Source organism: Streptomyces sp. NPDC053560 (assembly GCF_044544605.1).
Lineage (GTDB): Bacteria > Actinomycetota > Actinomycetes > Streptomycetales > Streptomycetaceae > Streptomyces.
This window is the reverse complement of record NZ_JBITXI010000005.1, coordinates 107,676-127,598: the sequence shown is the minus strand read 5'-3', so window position 1 is coordinate 127,598 and position 19,923 is coordinate 107,676. Positions and strand designations below refer to the sequence as shown.

At 72.7% G+C, this 19,923-nt stretch carries 16 protein-coding genes and 1 riboswitch; of the genes, 14 read left to right on the top strand and 2 right to left on the bottom strand.

Annotation, left to right across the window (positions count from 1 at the left end):
• Positions 1–26: 26 nt before the first annotated feature.
• On the bottom strand, positions 27–1,493 hold the full coding sequence (locus ACIGQF_RS13215; protein ID WP_399709120.1) for a DUF2079 domain-containing protein: 1,467 nt from the start codon (positions 1,491–1,493) through the stop codon (positions 27–29).
• Between the two features lie 187 nt (positions 1,494–1,680).
• On the opposite strand from ACIGQF_RS13215, the gene ACIGQF_RS13210 reads away from it, so the two are divergent.
• Positions 1,681–2,436, top strand: a complete 756-nt coding sequence (locus tag ACIGQF_RS13210; protein WP_399709118.1) for an HNH endonuclease family protein — start codon at positions 1,681–1,683, stop codon at positions 2,434–2,436.
• 217 nt (positions 2,437–2,653) lie between these two features.
• Here ACIGQF_RS13210 and ACIGQF_RS13205 read toward each other — a convergent pair whose 3' ends face one another.
• Positions 2,654–3,475 carry a DUF4190 domain-containing protein gene (locus ACIGQF_RS13205; protein ID WP_399709114.1) on the bottom strand — a complete coding sequence of 274 codons (822 nt, stop codon included), beginning with the start codon at positions 3,473–3,475 and terminating at the stop codon, positions 2,654–2,656.
• 270 nt (positions 3,476–3,745) lie between these two features.
• Between ACIGQF_RS13205 and ACIGQF_RS13200 the strand changes: the two genes are divergently transcribed.
• From ACIGQF_RS13200 to ACIGQF_RS13140, 13 genes are all read left to right on the top strand, one after another.
• Positions 3,746–5,956: an N-6 DNA methylase gene (locus ACIGQF_RS13200; protein WP_399709111.1), complete on the top strand. Its 2,211-nt coding sequence runs from the start codon at positions 3,746–3,748 to the stop codon at positions 5,954–5,956.
• Between the two features lie 176 nt (positions 5,957–6,132).
• Positions 6,133–6,840 (top strand): hypothetical protein, encoded by a 708-nt coding sequence (locus ACIGQF_RS13195; RefSeq protein WP_399709107.1) that lies wholly within the window; start codon positions 6,133–6,135, stop codon positions 6,838–6,840.
• Positions 6,837–8,663 (top strand): protein kinase, encoded by a 1,827-nt coding sequence (locus ACIGQF_RS13190; RefSeq protein WP_399709103.1) that lies wholly within the window; start codon positions 6,837–6,839, stop codon positions 8,661–8,663. Before ACIGQF_RS13195 ends, ACIGQF_RS13190 begins: the two co-directional genes overlap by 4 nt.
• 242 nt (positions 8,664–8,905) lie before the next feature.
• A complete protein-coding gene (locus tag ACIGQF_RS13185) occupies positions 8,906–9,535 on the top strand; it encodes a SurA N-terminal domain-containing protein (protein WP_399709100.1) in 630 nt (209 codons plus the stop codon).
• Positions 9,536–9,597: 62 nt separating this feature from the next.
• Positions 9,598–10,560, top strand: coding sequence for a nucleoside triphosphate pyrophosphohydrolase (locus ACIGQF_RS13180; protein ID WP_399709097.1), 963 nt, complete (start codon positions 9,598–9,600; stop codon positions 10,558–10,560).
• A 46-nt stretch (positions 10,561–10,606) separates the two neighbouring features.
• Complete coding sequence (locus ACIGQF_RS13175; RefSeq protein WP_399709094.1) at positions 10,607–11,953, top strand: cytochrome P450; 1,347 nt, start codon at positions 10,607–10,609, stop codon at positions 11,951–11,953.
• Positions 11,954–12,121: 168 nt separating this feature from the next.
• On the top strand, positions 12,122–13,102 hold the full coding sequence (locus ACIGQF_RS13170) for a transglycosylase family protein (RefSeq protein ID WP_399709091.1): 981 nt from the start codon (positions 12,122–12,124) through the stop codon (positions 13,100–13,102).
• A gap of 234 nt (positions 13,103–13,336) precedes the next feature.
• Positions 13,337–13,550: riboswitch (cyclic di-AMP (ydaO/yuaA leader) on the top strand.
• 4 nt (positions 13,551–13,554) lie between these two features.
• The gene (locus ACIGQF_RS13165) at positions 13,555–14,232 is read left to right on the top strand and encodes a transglycosylase family protein (protein WP_399709087.1); all 678 of its coding nucleotides are present in this window, start codon (positions 13,555–13,557) and stop codon (positions 14,230–14,232) included.
• Positions 14,233–14,593: 361 nt separating this feature from the next.
• On the top strand, positions 14,594–15,883 hold the full coding sequence (eno, locus tag ACIGQF_RS13160; protein ID WP_399709084.1) for a phosphopyruvate hydratase: 1,290 nt from the start codon (positions 14,594–14,596) through the stop codon (positions 15,881–15,883).
• A gap of 150 nt (positions 15,884–16,033) precedes the next feature.
• Positions 16,034–16,504, top strand: a complete 471-nt coding sequence (locus tag ACIGQF_RS13155) for a septum formation initiator family protein (RefSeq protein ID WP_399709080.1) — start codon at positions 16,034–16,036, stop codon at positions 16,502–16,504.
• 43 nt (positions 16,505–16,547) lie between these two features.
• On the top strand, positions 16,548–17,099 hold the full coding sequence (locus tag ACIGQF_RS13150) for a DUF501 domain-containing protein (RefSeq protein ID WP_399709077.1): 552 nt from the start codon (positions 16,548–16,550) through the stop codon (positions 17,097–17,099).
• Positions 17,096–18,049: an exopolyphosphatase gene (locus ACIGQF_RS13145; RefSeq protein WP_399709074.1), complete on the top strand. Its 954-nt coding sequence runs from the start codon at positions 17,096–17,098 to the stop codon at positions 18,047–18,049. The genes ACIGQF_RS13150 and ACIGQF_RS13145 overlap by 4 nt, the downstream gene beginning before the upstream one ends.
• A gap of 467 nt (positions 18,050–18,516) precedes the next feature.
• Positions 18,517–19,914 carry an NAD(P)/FAD-dependent oxidoreductase gene (locus tag ACIGQF_RS13140; protein ID WP_399709071.1) on the top strand — a complete coding sequence of 466 codons (1,398 nt, stop codon included), beginning with the start codon at positions 18,517–18,519 and terminating at the stop codon, positions 19,912–19,914.
• The last annotated feature ends 9 nt before the right edge of the window (positions 19,915–19,923 follow it).

Sequence of the window (19,923 nt, the reverse complement as noted above, 5' to 3'; positions counted from 1 at the left end):
GTGGCGGGACTGCGGTCCCGCCGCCGTCAGTCCTTCCCGGCTCGCTTGAGGAGGGTCAGGCCGCCCGCCTCGCCGTCCGGTACGTAGACCGTGCCCGGGTGGCGGTCGGCGGCCTCCGCGGCGGCCTGTGGCGTGGTCCGTCCGTCGCGGAGCTGGACCGCGACGTAGTCCGGGGCTATGCCGCGGGTGTCACCTATCCAGTACACCGTCGTCCGGCCGGTGAGGCGGCTGATGGGCCGCACGTCGGCCTCGACGGTCGCGCCGTCGGGGACGCGGGCGAGCAGCGCCTCGGCCCGGGCGACGGAGGCCGGCACGCGGTACGTGGTTGCTTCGGTGAGCCGGGCCAGCGGGAGCGACGTGGTCAGCGCGAGCGCGGCGGCCGCCGCCGCGGCCGGCAGGTGCGCGGCGTAACCGCGCAGCCAGGGACGGCCGCTCGTACGGAACCGGGGCAGCGCGTCGATCAGCGCCAGGAAGACCACCGGCATCAGGACGGCGCTGTAGTGCCAGTCGGTGCCCCAGTAGTGGTCGTCGTGCGAGACGAACCGCCAGCCGATCGTCGGTACGGCGGCGAGCAGCAGCGGTGAACGCAGCGCCAGCAGGCCGGTCGTGGGCAGCAGGGTCCACAGCAGCGTGCGGACGGCCGTGTCCAGGGGGATGACGGGGGCCGGGCCGCCGTCGCCGCTGAGCTTGGTCCAGTAGTCGTACGAGCCGGCGCCGTTGAACGCCGGGATGATCACGCCGAGGGTGAGGGCGGTGGCGGCGAGCCCGAAGACGGCCAGCGCGATGCCCGCGGGCACCGCCCGCCGCGCCCGGATCACGATGATCACGCCGATGGCCGCAGCGGTCACCCCCAGGTCCTCCTTGACCAGGACCAGCGGTGCCGCCCAGCAGGCCGCCGCGGTCCACCGCCCGCGCACCACCGCCTCCAGCGCGAAGGCGATCATCGGCAGCGCGAACGCGATCTCGTGGAAGTCGAAGTCGACGGCGCGCTGCAGTCCCCAGGACAGTCCGTACGCCGCGCCGATCGCGAGCCCGGCGCGGCGGCCGAGCAGCCGGGCCGCGCACCGGGTGACGGGCACGGCGGACAGCGCGAAGAGCGCGGCCTGCGCCGTGAGCAGCGTGACGGGGGAGGGGAGCAGCCGGTAGAGCGGGGCGAGCAGGACGAGGACCGGGCTGAAGTGGTCCCCGAGGATGTTCGCGCCCGGTCCCTTGAGGTCCGCGACCGGCGCCTGGAGATGCGCGTAGGACCGTATGACCTGCTCGAATATCCCGAGGTCCCAGGAGATCGTGCCCAGGGTGCGATAGCGCTGCACCGACAGCGTGGTGAACAGGGCGAAGAGGACGACGGCCGTCCAGTACGGGTCCAGGCGCGGGGCGCGGAGCGCGGCGGCAGCGCCGCGAAGGCGGCCCGGTCCGGTCTCAGGGCGGTCGTCGGCCGCGGCCGGGGTCCGGGCTCCGGCGTCGCCCGCCGCGGTGGCTGCGGCCGTTTCCATGCGGATCCTTACTCTGTCGACTTCCGAAAAGGTACTCGAAACCTTCGAATCGGACGGCTCGTCCTACACGTCGGACGGCCCGTCCTGTACGTCGGACGGCCCGTCGTACGGGGTGGCCGACGTACGGTCGCCCGGTGACGGCATGCGCCGCCGCCCGCCCTGCCTCAACCGAAGATTGGATGCCCCCTTGATACGGTCCGCGCTTCCCCTGCGCCGCGCCGCGCTCCCCGCTGCCGCCCTGGCCGCGACGCTCGCCCTGGCCGGCTGCACCCCGTCGGGCGGCTCTCCCCAAGGAGACGGACGGGGAAGCCCGGACGTTCCCTCGGCGACCGGCGAACCGGGCAGCGCGCTGTCGGGGCTCGGCTCGCTGACGGTCAAGGGCCGCGCCCCGAAGACCGGCTACGAGCGGGAGCGGTTCGGTACCGCCTGGGCCGACACCGACAGCAACGGCTGCCCGACGCGCGAGGACATCCTCAAGCGCGACCTGACGCGGGTGCGCTTCCAGGACGGGCACTGCAAGGTGGCCTCGGGCGAGCTGACCAAGGATCCGTACACGGGGCAGCGGGTGTTCTTCCGGCGCGGCGACAGCCTGGTCGACATCGACCATGTGGTGGCGCTGTCGGACGCGTGGCAGAAGGGCGCCGGTCAGTGGCCGGCCGCCAAGCGGATCGCGCTGGCCAACGATCCGCTGAACCTCATCGCGGTCGGTGCCTCCGCCAACCGGCAGAAGAGCGACGGCGACGCGGCCACCTGGCTGCCGGCCGCCAAGAGCTACCGCTGCGACTACGTCGCCCACCAGGTCGCGGTGAAGAAGAAGTACGGCCTGTGGGTCACCCGGGCGGAGAAGGCGGCGATGGGCAAGGTCCTGCGCACCTGCCCGGCCGAGCGGCTGCCCACCGGCGGCAACCCCACCGCGGCCCCACCCCGCTTCCACGCGAAGTAACGTCCCCTTTCCGCGCGAAGGAGCGTCCCCCTCCGCGCGAAGGAGCGGCGCCAAGTAGCGGCCCCGGCCCGCAGCCGCGCGGCGGGCGGGTGCCGGCGTGCGGCCTCGCCCCGCGTCCCTGCGCAAGAGGGGCCTCACCCCGCTTCCCCATGAAGTGGGGGAACGCACCGGGGCCCGGCCGTGGCGGCCGGGCCCCGTCGCGGAACTGCTCCGGGGGTTACAGCTTCAGCTCCCACTGGGCCGCGTCGAGCTCCAGGCCCGGCGCCACCTCGACGTCGAGGTTCTTCGCGGTGGCCGGGGTGTCGAAGGCGAACTCCACGGATGCCGACTTGCCCGGCAGGATCTTGCCGGTGAAGCCCTTGCCGACCGAGCCGTCGAATATCTGCTCGGCGTCCTTGCCGTCCTCGCCGGCCCGCGCCTCGACCAGGGTCAGCGTGCTGTCGAACTTCTCCTTGCCCTTGTTCTCCAGCTGCACGGTGATCTTGTAGGCCTTGTTGCTGCCCTTGTGGCCGACGGCGAAGTCGTCGGGGCTGTACGACGTGGCCTTGGAGACCGTGACGCTCAGGCCGCTGTCGTACTCGGCGGTGTCACCGGCGTGCAGCGCCTCGCCGTCCGAGCCGCTCGCACCGCCCTCGGTGTCGGCAGCGTCCTCCCCCTTCGTGCCGGTCTTCGGCTGCGCCGTGGACGTCTCCAGCGACTTGTTGATCTCGTCCACCGCGCCCTTGACCGCGGTGAAGGTGATCACGGCGCCGATCACCGCCACCACCATCGCGGCGATGCCCAGCAGCAGGCCCGCGAGCGCGACCCCCTTATTGGTGGCCTGACCGCGCTTGACGCGGCCGCGGCCGACCAGGCCGAAGATCAGGGCCAGCAGACCGAGCGTGCCGGCGAGCCAGAACAGCAGCGGTATCAGGCCGGAGAGCACGCCGATCACGCCGAGCACGAGGGCCGCGACGCCCAGACCGTTGCGCGCGGTCTGCGGCGCCGGGGCGCCCATCGGAGCCGGCGGACCGGGCGGGAACTGCATCTGCTGGGACATGGCTGTGGGTCCCTTCCGGGAGTCTCGATCGGTTCTGGCGAAGCGACCTGAAGGAGAAAGAGGAGAAAAACGCAGAGAGCGGAGAAAGCCGAGAAAGGTGGAGCAGGTACCGCGATGACTCAATAACACCAGAGGCTGTGAATCGAGTCAACACGATTCACGGGAAAGTGTGTATTCACGCCGTGAAGGGGTTGGCGGTGGCGTCATGGGTATGCTCGCTGACACAGGCGTCACAGCGCGCGACGGAGCGACGGGACGGGAGCCAGTCAGGTGCCGGACAACGCAACACCGGAGACCCCGGCGGGGACCCCGCTGGAAGCCGCGGTCGCGGCGGAGGTGACCGCTGCGGGCATCGCGCGCCTGGCCGGCGTGGGACGGGCCGCGGTCAGCAACTGGCGCCGCCGCCACGCCGACTTCCCCAAACCGGTCGGCGGGACGGAGGCCAGCCCCGCCTTCGCGCTGACCGCCGTCGAGCAGTGGCTGCGCGATCAGGGCAAGCTCGCCGAAGTCCCGCTGCGCGAGCGGGTGTGGCAGCAGGTCGCGGGCCACCCGGCCGGTGCCGCCGTCGCGCTGCGGCACGTCGGCGCCGTCCTCCTCCTCGTACGCGACCGCCCCGCCGTCTGGCGCGGGCTGGCCAAGGCCGGAGACGACGCCGAGCTGACCGGCCTGCTGCCGCCGGCCCTGGACGCCGTCCTGACCGCCCGGCTGGGCCCCGCGCACCCCGTCACCGGCCTCACCCGCGAGGCCCTCGCCCCCTCCAGCGCCCTGGTGCGGGCGGCTGCGGAGCTGGCCGAGGAGGCCGAAGGCGCGCCGCACGCCTACGAGTTCCTGCTCGGCCGCCACCTGGACGCCAACCCCCGGCAGTACACCCTCACCCCGCCGGGCCTCGCCGCCCTCATGGCCGAGCTGGCCGGTCCCGCCGCGGCCGTCCTCGACCCGGCGGCGGGCACCGGCACGCTGCTGTACCCCTTGCGGGAGCCCGCCGCCGGGGGCGGCCCGGACGACGCGGCGCCCCTCGGCGAGGGACACACCCCACCCGGTACGGGCGGAGCGGACCGCGGCGGAGTCGGGGTGCCGCGGGGACCCGCCGCGCTGTACGGGCAGGAGTCCGACGCCGATCTCGCCGCCCTCACCGCCCTCCGCCTGGCCCTGCAAGCACCGGAGACCCAGGTCCGGGTGCAGGCCGCCGACACCCTGCGCGCCGACGCCTTCCCCGACCTGGCGGTCGACGCCGTCCTCAGCCACCCGCCCTTCAATGAGCGCAACTGGGGACACGACACCCTCGCCTACGACCCCCGCTGGGAGTACGGCTTCCCCGCCCGTACGGAATCGGAGCTCGCCTGGGTCCAGCACGCCCTGGCCCGTCTCCGGGACGGCGGTACGGCCGTCCTGCTCATGCCGCCCGCCGCCGCCTCCCGCCGCTCCGGCCGCCGTATCCGCGCCGACCTCCTGCGCCGCGGCGCGCTGCGGGCGGTCATCGCCCTGCCCGCCGGCGCGGCCCCGCCGTACGGCATCCCGCTGCACCTCTGGGTGCTGCACCGGCCGGGCAGCGCGCCGCCGCCCGCCCCGCACCTCCTCGTCGTCGACACCGCCGAACTGGCCCCGGGCGGCCGCGACAAGCTCGACTGGCAGACGGTGCGCGGCACGATCCTGGACGCCTGGCGGGCCTTCGATCACGAGGGCGGCATCGAGGAACGGCCGGGCGTACGGCGCTCGCTGGCCGCCATCGACCTGCTCGACGACGACGTCGACCTCGCCCCCGCCCGGCACCTCCCGCCGCCCGCCGCGGCCGGCGGCCCCGCCGAACTGGCCCGCGCGCACGAGGAGCTGACCGCGGCCCTCGCCCGTACGGCCGACCTCGCCCCGGCCCCCGCCCCCGCCGGCCGGGCGGCGCCCGCGCGCTGGCCGCTGACCACCGTCGGCGAGCTGGCCCGGGCCGGCGCGCTGCTGCTGCGGGCCGGCGGGCCCGGCACCGCGGCGCCGGGCGAGGGCCCCGTCCAGCTCACCGAGCACGACGTCATCGGCGGCACGCCGCCCTCCGGCACCCTCCCAGAACCGGGCACCGGCGACGCCCCCGAGGAGCCCGTCCTCCTCCGCGCGGGCGACGTCGTCGTGCCCGTGCTGGGCGGCGGGGCCATCGCCCGGGTCGTCGACGCCGCCACCGAAGGCGCGGCGCTCGGCCGGAACCTCTTCCTGCTGCGGCCCGACCCGGCCGCGCTGGACCCGTGGTTCCTGTCCGGGTTCCTGCGCGGCACCGCCAACAACCGCCAGGCCAGCAGCTACGCCTCCACCGCCACCCGGCTCGACGTCCGCCGCCTCCAACTGCCCCGGCTGCCCCCGGCCGAGCAGCGCGCGTACGGCGAACGCTTCCGGGCGCTCGCCGCCTTCGAGGAAGCGCTGCGGGACTCGGCCCGCCTGGGCGAGCGGCTGACACAGGGCCTGTACGACGGCCTCACGGACGGTTCCCTGCCCCCGGGGTGAGGCCGCGGCGGGTTTCGGGGCAGGGCGCTCCGGGCACTCGGCGGCTCCGTCCGGCGGCCGGGCGGCGGTTGTGACCGGACCGCGATGCGGATCCGTACAACCCCGGCGGCACTGTCGGTGTCGGTATATACGCTCGAAAACAACCGCCACGACGGCCATACCGACCAGGAGCAGCAATGCACGGCCCAGCCCCGGCTCCGCCGCCGCCCCGCCCCCTCCGGCTCGGTACGGCCGTGCTGCTCCGGGTGGTCCTCGTGGGCGTCGCCGTGCTCAGCCTCGGCATGCTCGCCTGGGTGGCGCTGCTGCGCGCCGCGCTGGTGTACCGGCGGCCGGTCGCCTGGTGGCTCTTCGGCGTGGACGCGGGCCTGGTCATGCCCCTGTTTGCCGTGCTCGGTTCGGTGCCCGAGAGCGACTGGCGCGGGGACGCCGCGATGGCGGTGATCCTCGTTCAGATGGCCGCCGCCGTCGCGTACTACCTCGTCGTCGACATCCGCGCCCGCGCCCGCTCCCTCGCGGCGTACCCGCCCGACCACAGCCGGACCACGCAGGCGCACGGAGCGCCTCCGTACGGCGCGCCCGCGTACGGCATCCCCGCCCACGGCGCCCCGGCGTACGGGACACCGGCGTACGGAGCCCCGGCGTACGGCACAGCTCCGTACGGAGCACCCGGCGGCCCGGGCGCAACGGCAGCCCCGAACACACCGGCCGGATACGCCGCTCCGGCGGCCGCCCCGGCAACCGGGTACGCCGCTCCGGCCCGGCCGCAGCGCATCGAGCAGGTGCGGGCCGAACTGGACGAGCTGAGCGACTACCTCCGGCGGAGCGACGGCTCCCCGGGTGACGGCCGTAGGGGGCAGGGGCCGTACGAGGAGGGGAGGCCGTGAACGGCAGAGTCATCGCCGGGCGGTACGAACTCTCCGCACTGCTCGGCCAGGGCGGCATGGGCCAGGTCTGGATCGCCTACGACCGCCGTCTGGACCGCCGCGTCGGCGTCAAACTGCTTCGCCCCGACCGGCTGGCCGGTGCCCCGGACGCCGAGGAGCTGCGCCACCGCTTCGCGCGCGAGTGCCGGGTGACCGCGCAGGTCGACCACCCGGGCCTGGTCACCGTGCACGACGCGGGCAGCGACGGCGACGACCTGTACCTGGTCATGCAGTACGTGGAGGGGGCCGACCTGGCGGACCACCTCGCCGAGCACGACCCGTACCCCTGGACCTGGGCGGTGTGCGTGGCCGCCCAGCTCTGCGCGGTGCTGGCGTCCGTGCACGCGGTACCGATCGTGCACCGCGACCTCAAGCCCCGGAATGTCATGGTCAAGGCGGACGGCACGGTCACCGTCCTGGATCTCGGCATCGCCTCGGCGCTGGACACCGACACCACCCGCCTCACCCACACCGGCTCGCCCATCGGCAGCCCCGCCTACATGGCGCCCGAACAGGCCATGGGCGGCACGGTCGGCCCGTACACCGACCTGTACGCGCTCGGGGTGCTGCTGCACGAACTGCTCAGCGGTTCCGTGCCGTTCGCCGGTTCCACGGCGCTCGGCGTGCTGCACCGGCATCTGTACGAGCAGCCGGTTCCGGTGCGGCAACTGCGGGCCGACGTCCCGGCGGAGCTGGAGGCGCTCGTGCTGCGACTGCTGGCCAAGGACCCCGAGCACCGCCCGGCCGACGCGCAGGAGGTGTACCGAACGCTGGCTCCTCTCCTGCCCCGCGCGGGCGCGGGAGCCGGGGCCGGAGGGGGTGAGAGGGCCGGCGGGCTGCCGCTGCCCGTCGCGCCCATGGACCCGACCCGGCCCTTCCTGCTGCCGCACGCACCATGGCCGGGACGGGCGGGCCGCCCGCCGGGCGCGCCCCGGGCGGCGGACACGGCCGTGGCGACGGCGGTCCCGCCCGTACCGGCGCCGAGCGCAGCCGTACCGGCACCGCGCACGGCAGCGGACGAGGCCCCGGCCGAGGCGTACCCACTCGCCCCGCCCGCGCCGCCGGCCACCGCCGTCCCCGTGCCGTTCGCCCCGGTCGTCGCTGCCGCCGCCGTCCCGCCCCCGATGGCCGTGGACACGGACCCGCGCACCTCCGGACCGGCGCCCGCTCCTGTCCCCGTCCCTGCCCCCGCCCCCGCGGCCGTGTCCGGCGGGCCGGGCGCCGCCACCGTGGACGTCGCCGCCGCCGTCGAGGAGGTCAAGCGGCTGCTCGACCACGGGCGGATCACCCAGGCCGTGGACATCCTCGGCGGCATCCTGCCGGCCGCGGCCGCACGGCACGGCGCGCACTCACCGGTCGTCCGTACCCTGCGCAAGCAGTACGCCGCCACGCTCATGGACGACGGGCAGTACCGCCGCGCGCTGCCGGAACTACGGCTGCTGGCGGAGGAGTTCGTGCGCGACTCCGGTCCGCGCGCGGGCCGCCAGGCGCTGCAGTTCCGCTTCGAGGCCGCCCAGTGCCTGGAGCAGCTGGGCGAGGCCGCGGCCGCCCTGGAGGAGTACCGCACACTGCTGCCGCACTTCGAAGCGGCGCCCGAGGACCCCGTACGCCCACTGGAGATACGCCGTTCCATCGGCCATCTGCTGCTGGCGCTCGGCGAGCGCGGCGCGGCGCAGGAGACACTCGCCCGGCTGCTGTACGACGCGGAGCGGGTGCACGGCGCGCACCACGCGTTCCCGGCCGAGGTGCGCCGCACCCTGGAGTGGCTGGCTCGCGTCCGCTGAACGGGGCGGTGACGCCGGACGCGGCGCCCTCCGGAGACGGGGACACCTGTCGGCCGCGGTGCCCCTCGTACACGCGGACACCTGCCGGACGCGGGGTACGAAACACAAAAGTGCCGCAATCGTTGGTCGAATTGCTGGTCCGCACCGCGCGGACTCCATACCATCGATCAACGCCAGGACTGATACGCCCGCGAGGTGCTGAAGGCCCCCCGCTGCGTTCATGATCTTCGCCGGGAGGCCGAATGCTCCGCCGTAGGACTGCGCTCGCCGTTTCCGCCGCCGCGCTCGTGGCGGCCCCGCTCCTGTCCGCCTGCGGCAGCGACGCGCACCCCGGTGCCGCGGCCGTCGTAGGGGGCGAGCGGATCACCGTGGCGCAGCTCCAGGCGCGGGTGAAGAACGTCCGTACCGCCCAGGAGGGCGCCCCGCAGGGCGCGCAGATGATCCAGAACACCGGACGGCTCAGTGTGACCATGCTCAACAGCATGATCTTCGACCGGGTGCTGGCACGCGGCGCGAAGGACGCCGGCGTCGAGGCCAGCCGGTCCGACGTGCAGAAGTGGCGGAACACCGCCGAGCGGCGGGCCGGCGGCGCCGAGCGGCTGAAGGCGATGTCGCTCCAGCAGGCCATCGCGCCGGGCGAGATCGACGGCATGGCCCGCAACCAGATCCTGATGGACGGGATCGCGAAGAAGCTCGGCGTGAACCGCCAGACGCCGCAGGGGCAGCAGAAGCTCGCCGAGGCACTGGCCAAGAGCTCGCGCGACCTCGGCATCGACGTGAACCCGCGCTTCGGCAAGTGGAACGACCGCCAGGTCATGCTCGGCGAGGCGAAGACCCCGTGGGTGCGTACGGAGCAGAAGCAGCAGGTCTGAGACCGGGGCGGCAGGCCCGGCCTGCCGCCGCCTCCGGTCCGGCGGTGCGTTACGTTCGACGGGTGAACGCTTCCGCCACCGGCCGCCTGGTCCTGCTCACCACCAGCCACCGGGTCGCACCCGGCCTGCTGTCCTGGCCCGCGTGGCAGACGCTGCGCGCCGCCGACCGCGTGCTGTGCGGCGACCCCGACCACCCGCAGCTGCCCTACCTCGCCGAGGCGGGCATCGCGGCCGAGACCGCCGAACCCACCGCCCGCGAGCTGGTCGACTACTGCGTGGCCGGCGGGCGCACGGCCGTCGTGCTGACCTCGGCCGCCGGGGAGAGCGCGCTGACCGACGGGCTCGCCCGCCTCGCCGGTTCGGGGCGCGAGGCGATGCCCGACCTGGAGCTGCTGCCCGGTTCGTACGACCTGCCCGGCGCCCGGCTGCTGGACCTCGTACAGGTCATGGACCGGATCCGGGTCGCCTGCCCGTGGAGCGGTGTCCGGACCCACGAGGACCTGGCGAAGTACGGCCTGGAGGAGATGTACGAGCTGGTCGAGGCGATCGAGGAGGGCGACCGGGAGGCGCTGGCCGAGGAGCTGGGCGATGTGCTGCTCCAGGTCGTCTTCCACTCCCGGATCGCGCAGGACGACCCCGACGAGCCGTTCTCCGTCGACGACGTCGCGGGCCTCATCGTCGACAAGCTGATCAACCGGCACCCGCATGTCTTCGGCGACGAGGAGGCCGCGACGCCGGAGGACGTCCGGGCCCACTGGCTGCGGACCAAGGCAGAGGAGAAGCAGCGGGAGTCCGTGACGGAGGGCGTGCCGCTGGGGCAGCCGGCCCTGGCGCTGGCCGCGAAGCTGGCCTCCCGGGCCCGTACCGCCGGCCTCGACGTGCCGGTCACGGGCGAGGGCATCGGCTACGAACTGCTGGCGCTGGCAGCGCGGGCCCAGGAAGAGGGCACCGACCCGGAAACCGCCTTGCGGGCGGCGGCGCGTACGTACCGGGACGCGATCGTGGCGGCGGAGCGGGCGGGCTAGGAGCCGAGGCCGGTCCGGACAACGGTCGACCGGATACGGTCGACGGGTGCACGACTCCTCCGCCTCCGCCTGTCCCGAACTCTTCACCTGGGAGTTCGCCGCCGATCCGTATCCCGCGTACGCCTGGCTCCGGGAGCACGCGCCGGTGCGCAGGACCACGCTGCCCAGCGGCGTCGAGGCGTGGCTGGTCACCCGCTACGCCGACGCGCGCGAGGCGCTGGCCGACCCCCGGCTGTCGAAGAACCCGCAGCACCACAGCGAGGCCGCGCACGGCAAGGGCAAGGTCGGCATCCCCGGCGAGCGCAGCGCCAACCTGATGACGCACCTGCTCAACATCGACCCGCCGGACCACACCCGGCTGCGCCGCCTCGTCGCCAAGGCGTTCACCCCGCGCACGGTGGCCCGGTTCGCGCCGCGCGTGCAGGAGCTGACCGACCAGCTGATCGACGGCTTCGCGGCGCGCGGCGAGGCCGACCTCATCCATGAGTTCGCCTTCCCGCTCCCCATCTACGCGATCTGCGACCTGCTGGGCGTGCCGCGCGAGGACCAGGACGACTTCCGGGACTGGGCCGGGATGATGATCCGGCACGGCGGGGGGCCGCGCGGCGGGGTCGCCCGGTCCGTGAAGAAGATGCGTGCGTATCTGGCCGACTTGATCCACCGCAAGCGGGAGTCGCTCACGGCCGAGGAGACCGGGGACGAGGATCTGATCTCGGCCCTCATCCGGGCCTCCGACCACGGCGAGCACCTCACCGAGAACGAGGCGGCGGCGATGGCGTTCATCCTGCTCTTCGCCGGGTTCGAGACGACGGTCAACCTGATCGGGAACGGCACGTACGCGCTGCTGCGCAACCCCGAGCAGCGGGCGCGGCTGCAGGCCGCGCTGGCCGCGGGCGACGAGGAACTGCTCGCGACCGGCGTCGAGGAACTGCTGCGCTACGACGGGCCGGTGGAGCTGGCGACCTGGCGGTTCGCGACGGAGGAGCTGACCATCGGCGGGCAGACGGTGGCCGCGGGCGACCCCGTACTGGTCGTGCTGGCGGCCGCGGACCGGGACCCGGAGCGCTTCGAGGAGCCGGACACGCTGGACCTCGGGCGCCGCGACAACCAGCACCTCGGGTACGGGCACGGCATCCACTACTGCCTGGGCGCGCCGCTGGCCCGCCTCGAAGGCCGTACGGCGCTGGCGACCCTGCTGACCCGGCTGCCCGATCTGGAGGCGGCTGCGGATCCGGACGATTTGCGGTGGCGTGGCGGCCTGATCATGCGGGGCCTCCGGGCGCTGCCGGTGCGGTTCACGCCGGAAGGGGCGGGTGCTTCGGACGGGGCGTCAGAACGGGCATTCCCGCAGGTACCGGAACGAGACAAGGGTGCGGAACGGAGCCTGAGCTGACGTGGCGTCAGCGGCGTGATCTACGCGTGATCTCCGCTACACCGGCTTGAGACCGGACCGGGCCCCCGCTACCTTGCGTGCGACAACTCAAGCCGCCGCTCGAAAGGCACTCGCATGCGCTCCGGCACCGGTAGACACCGCCGCCCCCGCCAGGCCCCCGCCCTCCTGGTGGCGGCCTCCGTCACGGGTGCAGGCCTGGCCCTGCCGCTGCTGACGGCGGGCGGCGCGCAGGCCGCCGACACCGCCACCTGGGACCGCGTCGCGATGTGCGAGAGCGGCGGCATGTGGAGCGCGAACGCCGGCAACGGCTTCTACGGCGGGCTCCAGCTGACCCTCCAGATGTGGCGGGACTACGGCGGCGAGTCCTACGCCGAGCGCCCGGACCTCGCCAGCCGCTCCCAGCAGATCGCGGTCGCCGAGTCGATCCTGAACGACCGCGGCCCGGACGCCTGGCCCAGCTGTGCCGTCAACGCCCGGCTGGACTTGGACGGCCTGATACCCGACGTGGACCCGGGCGGGTCGGAGACGCCCGACCCGCAGCCCTCGGAGTCCGGCGACGACGCCTCCGGCGGCCCGTCCGCCGGTGCGGGCGACGAGGACGGTGACGACACGGCGCAGCCGTCCGGCGACGCCTCCTCCGAGCCGTCCGACGGCGCCACGGCCGAGCCGTCCGGCAAGGCCACGACTCCGCCTGCGGACGAGCCCGACGCCGAGCCGTCCGGCGACGCCACCTCGAAGCCGTCCGGCGACGCCACGGACAAGGGCGCCGGGGACGCCGATGAGGGTTCCGGTGCGGACTCCGCCGGCCGGCCCTCCGGTGACGCGTCCACGCCCTCCGGCGACTCCTCGGCGCCCGGTACCGGCCGCCACCGCGGTTCGGCGGGCGACGGTGCGGGCGAGAAGGCGGACGGCAAGGGGAAGGACGGCCGTTCCGCGGGGCGGCACGCCTCGCGCGGCGGTGACGCGCACCGCGGTACCTCGGGTGGTGACGACACGTACACGGTGCGGCCCGGCGACAGCCTGTCCGCGATCGCCGAGGAGCGCGGGCTGACCGGGGGCTGGACCGGCCTGTACGACGCCAACGAGGGCGTCATCGGGACCGATCCGGACCTTATCCACCCTGGTCAGCGGCTCGATCTGGGGAAGTGACGCAGGGGGCGGGCGGCATAAGTGCGGCCGGGTTGTACCCAATTGGGGAAAGTGAGACATGGGTCTCGTCCCGGAGCGTTTCCGTCCGCCGTGTCCGTTGTTTCCATACCGTGTTCGACCTGCGCAAACGGATGGTTTCGATGATCGAAAACGGTCAACTGTCCTACGAAAGGGTGGTTTGAACCGGCGAGGGGTGTGTGTTTACGTTCTTCACCGCTCGCACCAAGCGAGCCCGCCGATCATTCGCCGAATCCTGCCGGTGATCGGTCGGACAACCGTCGCGCAAGCGCCGTAGGCAGGAGCGGGGGACCCAAGGTAAGTGCCGTCACCGCAGCGGAAACGCAGCGGGCGGCTTGGGGTGAAGCCGGGTGTGCGGAGAGCGCATCCGGCCGGGCCACTCACAGCCCGAACCCGACAGCTCACCTCGCAGGCGTCGGTGAGGAAGAACAACCATGCTCAAGGGCAAGCACCGCCGCCCCTCGAAGGCCGTCCGCGTCGTCACGCTCGCCGGTGTCGCCGGCGCCGCCGTGGCCGTCCCGCTGATGACCGCCGGTTCCGCCAACGCCGCCTCGGTCGCCACCTGGGACAAGGTCGCCCAGTGCGAGTCCGGCGGCAACTGGTCGATCAACACCGGTAACGGCTACTACGGTGGCCTGCAGTTCAACAACCAGTCCTGGGCCGCCGCGGGCGGTACCAAGTACGCGCCGCGTGCCGACCTGGCCACCAAGGACCAGCAGATCGCCACCGCCGAGAAGCTGCTCGCCATGCAGGGCCCGGGTGCCTGGGGCTGCGCCGGTGCCGGCGGCCTGACCTCCGGTGGCCCGGCCGCGCAGGTGGACACCGGCTCCGGCCAGGCCCAGCAGCAGGCCCCGAAGCAGGAGGCCCCCAAGCAGCAGGCCGCCCCCAAGCAGGAGGCGCCGAAGCAGCAGGCCGCCCCGAAGCCGCAGCCGGTGCAGCCCAAGGCCGCCCCGAAGCAGGGCCACGGCAACTACACCGTGAAGTCCGGCGACACCCTGGGCAAGATCGCCAAGGCGCACGGCAAGAACTGGAAGACGGTCTACGAGAACAACAAGTCGACCGTCGGTGACAACGCCGACCTGATCTTCCCGGGCCAGAAGCTCGAGGTCTGATCCGCCTCTGACGGGTCCCGACAGGCCCCCGGCCGGGGCCGCCGTCCGATCGGTGCACGATCGGCGCGCGGCCCGGCCCGTGTGACCGCCCCGCCGCGACGCGAAGCCCCCGAGCGCGTCACGGCGGGGCTTCACGTTTGCGGGGCGGCTTCGGCGTGCAGGCATCCGGGCGGGCCGCCGCTCAGATGCGTAGTGCCTGTTATGGCGGAGATGTCCGCCATGAAAACCGGTTCTTACCTCCCGTATTGAGGGCCTTTGGGTCCTTTTTCGTCTCACGGAAGGGGCTAGGGGCAGGCGGACGGTCCCCGGGCCGTTAGGCTCGTGTTGCAGAACTCCAGATGACACCCATGAAGGAGACAACGTGCCGTCGATCGACGTCGTCGTAGCTCGCGAGATCCTCGACTCGCGAGGCAACCCCACGGTCGAGGTCGAGGTCGGCCTCGACGATGGCAGCACCGGCCGCGCTGCCGTGCCGTCCGGCGCCTCCACCGGCGCCTTCGAGGCCATCGAGCTGCGTGACGGCGACCCGAACCGTTACCTCGGCAAGGGCGTCGAGAAGGCCGTCCTCGCCGTGATCGAGCAGATCGGCCCCGAGCTGGTCGGCTACGACGCCACCGAGCAGCGCCTCATCGACCAGGCGATGTTCGACCTGGACGCCACCGACAACAAGGGCTCCCTGGGCGCCAACGCGATCCTGGGCGTCTCCCTGGCCGTCGCGCACGCCGCGTCCGAGGCCAGCGACCTGCCGCTGTTCCGCTACCTCGGCGGCCCGAACGCGCACGTGCTGCCCGTTCCGATGATGAACATCCTCAACGGTGGGTCGCACGCCGACTCCAACGTGGACATCCAGGAGTTCATGATCGCCCCGATCGGCGCGGAGTCCTTCTCCGAGGCGCTGCGCTGGGGTGCCGAGGTCTACCACACCCTCAAGAAGGTCCTGAAGGCCAAGGGCCTGGCCACCGGCCTGGGCGACGAGGGCGGCTTCGCCCCGAACCTGGGCTCCAACCGTGAGGCCCTCGACCTCATCCTGGAGGCCATCAAGGAGGCCGGCTACGCCCCCGGCCAGGACATCGCGCTCGCGCTGGACGTCGCCGCCTCCGAGTTCTACAAGGACGGCAAGTACCAGTTCGAGGGCAAGGAGCGCTCGGCCGCCGAGATGACCGAGTACTACGAGGAGCTCGTCTCCGCGTACCCGCTCGTGTCCATCGAGGACCCGCTGTTCGAGGACGACTGGGCCGGCTGGAACGTCATCACCGAGAAGCTCGGCTCCAAGGTGCAGCTCGTGGGCGACGACCTGTTCGTCACCAACCCCGAGCGCCTGGCCCGTGGCATCGAGGAGAACTCCGCCAACGCCCTGCTGGTCAAGGTCAACCAGATCGGTTCGCTGACCGAGACCCTGGACGCCGTCGAGCTGGCCCAGCGCAACGGCTTCAAGTGCATGATGTCGCACCGCTCCGGCGAGACCGAGGACGTCACCATCGCCGACCTGGCCGTCGCCACCAACTGCGGCCAGATCAAGACCGGCGCCCCGGCCCGCTCCGAGCGCGTCGCCAAGTACAACCAGCTGCTGCGCATCGAGGAGATCCTCGACGACGCCGCGGTGTACGCCGGCCGTAGCGCGTTCCCGCGGTTTCGCACTGCGAACCAGTAAGCACAGCAAGGGCTGACGACGCCCTGCGGCTCAAGGGCTGAGTGCTGACGGCCCCGGCGGCCGGAAAGCCCCGGCTTCCGTACGTCCCCGGCAGCGGTCCCGTACCGTTGCCGGGGACGTATGTACGAGGCGAGGCAGGGGAGGCGGCAGGTGTCCGCGGAACGCTTCTCGACCGCGACCCGGCTCAAGGCGCTCGGCGAGCAGGCCGCGGCCCGGGTCTACCGCGCGCGCTCCCCGCGCCGCAGCCGGCTCACCGGCCGCGCCGCGCTGCTCGCGCTCGTCCTGTGCTCGCTGGTCGTGGCCCTCGCGTACCCGATAAGGGCCTACGTCTCCCAGCGCTCGGACATCGACGACCAGCGCCGCCAGGCCGAGACCACGCAGGACGCCGTGCAGCGGCTGCGCCAGGAGAAGGCCCGCTGGCAGGATCCCGCGTACGTGCGCCAGCAGGCCCGCCGCCACCTGCACTACGTACTGCCCGGCGAGACGGGCTACACCGTCGTGGACGGGACCGGCGCGAGCCGGCCGCGCGCCGGTCAGGGCGCCGTGCAGCGCCCGTGGTACGAAGCGATCTGGTCCGGCCTGGACTCCGCCGACGCGCGAGGGCGCGCCGCCGGGGGATGATGGGGCGGCCGACCGTACAACCCTGACGACAAGAGAAGCCTGCATGGACACGCCGCCTCCCCAGACCGAGCCCACCGAGCCCACCGACGCGGACGTCGCGGCGTTCCGGGAGCAGCTGGGCCGCCCGCCCCGCGGCCTGCGCGCCATCGCGCACCGCTGCCCCTGCGGCAACCCGGACGTCGTCGAGACGGCCCCGCGCCTGGAGGACGGCACGCCCTTCCCCACGCTGTACTACCTCACCTGCCCGCGCGCGGCCTCCGCGATCGGCACGCTGGAGGCGAACGGCGTGATGAAGGAGATGACCGACCGGCTGGCCACGGACCCGGAGCTGGCCGACGCCTACCGCGCGGCCCACGACGACTACATCCGGCGCCGCGACGCCATCGAGGAGCTGACGGGCTTCCCGAGCGCGGGCGGCATGCCGGACCGGGTGAAGTGCCTGCACGTCCTGGTCGGCCATTCGCTGGCGGCGGGGCCCGGCGTGAACCCGCTGGGCGACGAGGCCATCGCCATGCTGCCGGAGTGGTGGCGGAAGGGCCCCTGTGTGAGCCCGTGCGGGAACGAGGGAAACCAGGAAGAGGGAGCCTCCGAGTGAAGCGCGTCGCCGCCATCGACTGCGGTACCAACTCCATCCGTCTGCTCGTCGCGGACCTGGACCCGGAGACCGGCGAGCTGAAGGACCTGGACCGCCGGATGAAGATCGTCCGGCTCGGCCAGGGCGTGGACCGTACGGGCCGGCTGGCGCCGGAGGCGCTGGAGCGGACCTTCGCGGCCTGCCGGGAGTACGCCGCCGTGATCGAGGAGCTGGGCGCGGAGCGGCTGCGCTTCGTGGCGACCTCGGCCTCGCGCGACGCGGAGAACCGGGACGACTTCGTACGCGGCGTGGTGGACATCCTGGGCGTCGAGCCCGAGGTGATCACCGGTGACCAGGAGGCGGAGTTCTCCTTCACGGGCGCGACCAAGGAGCTGACCGGGCGCGACGACTTGGAGAAGCCTTACCTGGTCGTGGACATCGGCGGCGGTTCGACGGAGTTCGTGCTCGGCTCGGACTCCGTCCGCGCCGCGCGCTCGGTGGACGTCGGCTGTGTCCGGATGACCGAGCGGCACCTCGTCCGGGACGGCGAGGTCATCGACCCGCCGGGGACCGAGCAGATCGCCGCCATAAAGGCGGACATCGCGGCGGCGCTGGACAAGGCCGCGGAGGCCGTGCCGCTGGACGGCGCGCACACCCTGGTGGGGCTGGCGGGATCGGTGACGACGATCGCCGGGATCGCCCTGGGGCTGCCGGAGTACGACTCGGCCGCCATCCACCACTCCCGGATCCCGCTGACGAAGGTCCGGGAGATCACCGAGCGGCTGCTGCGCTCCACGCACGACGAGCGCGCGGCGATCCCGGTGATGCACGCGGGCCGGGTGGACGTGATCGCCGCGGGTGCCCTCGTACTGCTTTCGATCATGGAGCGTACGGGCGCTGAGGAGGTCGTCGTCTCCGAACACGACATCCTTGACGGGATCGCCTGGAAAGTGGCAGACGAGCTCGATTAGAGCTTCGTAGGCACTGCCCGACGGGATCGGTTGGAGCCTGGTCCGAGCGGCCCTCTGAGGGCTTCTGGAAGGTGCTGAGAGGGGCTTCGGAGCGCGTGAGTGACGCGTTCCGGGGCCCCTTCGCGCCGTGTCGGAGAAAATGTTCGTGAAACTCTTCACATGAAAAAAGCGCCCGATGGGGCAACAAGTCGACCCGCACTCGCCCCTTCGGGGCTCACCTGTGAGCGCGCACCGGGGAATGTGCGGTTTCGGCGGGCTTAAAGACACGCTTATGCGGCGCGTGGTCCAGCCTCACAAAGGGCCGCAAGCCCTGATGAGGAGGGGTGTGCAACGCTCGGCGAGACCCTGTGGTTCCCCCGCGTGACTATGGCGTCGATCACGAAGGCGCGGAGTGTAGCAGACCCCTCTTCCCTGCTTGTGAAGGCCCTCACGAGCGACCCCCCAAGTGGGGGTGGATACTCGATGACATGAGCACCACGGAGCGTCCCAGGATCCTCGTAGTAGGCGGTGGGTACGTAGGCCTGTACGCGGCACGCCGCATCCTCAAGAAGATGCGGTACGGCGAGGCGACCGTCACGGTCGTCGACCCGCGCTCGTACATGACGTACCAGCCCTTCCTCCCCGAGACTGCCGCCGGCAGCATCTCGCCGCGCAACGTCGTCGTCCCGCTGCGACGCGCTGTGCCGGGTGCCGAGATTCTCACCGGCCGCGTCACCACCATCGACCAGGACCGCAAGGTCGCCACGATCGCCCCGCTCGTGGGCGAGGCGTACGAGCTGCCCTTCGACTACCTGGTCATCGCCATGGGCGCGGTCTCCCGCACCTTCCCGACCCCCGGCCTGGCCGAGCAGGGCATCGGCATGAAGGGTGTCGAGGAAGGCATCGGCCTGCGCAACCACGTGCTCGAGCAGCTCGACAAGGCCGAGTCGACGACCGACGAGGAGATCCGCCGCAAGGCGCTCACCTTCGTCTTCATCGGCGGTGGCTTCGCGGGCGCCGAGACCATCGGCGAGGTCGAGGACCTGGCGCGCGACGCTGCCAAGTTCTACAACAACGTGAAGCGCGAGGACATGCGCTTCGTGCTCGTCGACGCCGCCGACAAGGTGCTGCCGGAGGTCGGGCCCGAGCTCGGCCAGTACGGCAAGGAGCACCTGGAGTCCCGCGGTATCGAGGTCTACCTGAAGACCACCATGCCGTCCTGCGTCGACGGTCACGTGGTGCTCAGCAACGGCCTTGAGGTCGACGCCAACACCATCGTGTGGACGGCAGGCGTCAAGCCGAACCCGGCGCTCGCGCGCTTCGGTCTCCCGCTCGGCCCGCGGGGCCACGTCGACGCGGCCGCCACCCTTCAGGTGCAGGGCACCGACTACATCTGGGCCGCGGGCGACAACGCCCAGGTCCCGGACCTGGTCGGCCGCGCCAACGGCAACGAGAACGCCTGGTGCCCGCCGAACGCCCAGCACGCGATGCGCCAGGCCAAGGTGCTCGGCGACAACGTGGTCTCCGGTATGCGGGGCTTCCCGCAGAAGGAGTACAAGCACGCCAACAAGGGTGCGGTGGCCGGTCTCGGCCTCCACAAGGGCGTCGCGATGATCGTCATGGGCAAGATGAAGATCAAGCTCAAGGGCCGCCTCGCCTGGTACATGCACCGCGGCTACCACGGTCTGGCCATGCCGACCTGGAACCGCAAGGTCCGGGTGATCGCCGAGTGGACGCTCAACGTGTTCCAGAAGCGCGACATCACCTCGCTCGGCGCCATGGAGAACCCCCGCGAGGAGTTCTACGAGGCCGCCAAGCCCGCTCCGAAGCCGGCTGCCGCCGCCGAGGAGAAGAAGGGCGACAAGACGACCGCCAAGGCCTCTTGAGTTCTGGCT

Bases quoted from the DNA above. Each gene is read 5' to 3' on its own strand.
- ACIGQF_RS13215 (WP_399709120.1), bottom strand. From the start codon at position 1,493: ATGGAAACGGCCGCAGCCACCGCGGCGGGCGACGCCGGAGCCCGGACC.
- ACIGQF_RS13205 (WP_399709114.1), bottom strand. From the start codon at position 3,475: ATGTCCCAGCAGATGCAGTTCCCGCCCGGTCCGCCGGCTCCGATGGGC.
- ACIGQF_RS13195 (WP_399709107.1), top strand. From the start codon at position 6,133: ATGCACGGCCCAGCCCCGGCTCCGCCGCCGCCCCGCCCCCTCCGGCTC.
- ACIGQF_RS13185 (WP_399709100.1), top strand. From the start codon at position 8,906: ATGCTCCGCCGTAGGACTGCGCTCGCCGTTTCCGCCGCCGCGCTCGTG.
- ACIGQF_RS13165 (WP_399709087.1), top strand. From the start codon at position 13,555: ATGCTCAAGGGCAAGCACCGCCGCCCCTCGAAGGCCGTCCGCGTCGTC.
- ACIGQF_RS13150 (WP_399709077.1), top strand. From the start codon at position 16,548: ATGGACACGCCGCCTCCCCAGACCGAGCCCACCGAGCCCACCGACGCG.
- ACIGQF_RS13140 (WP_399709071.1), top strand. From the start codon at position 18,517: ATGAGCACCACGGAGCGTCCCAGGATCCTCGTAGTAGGCGGTGGGTAC.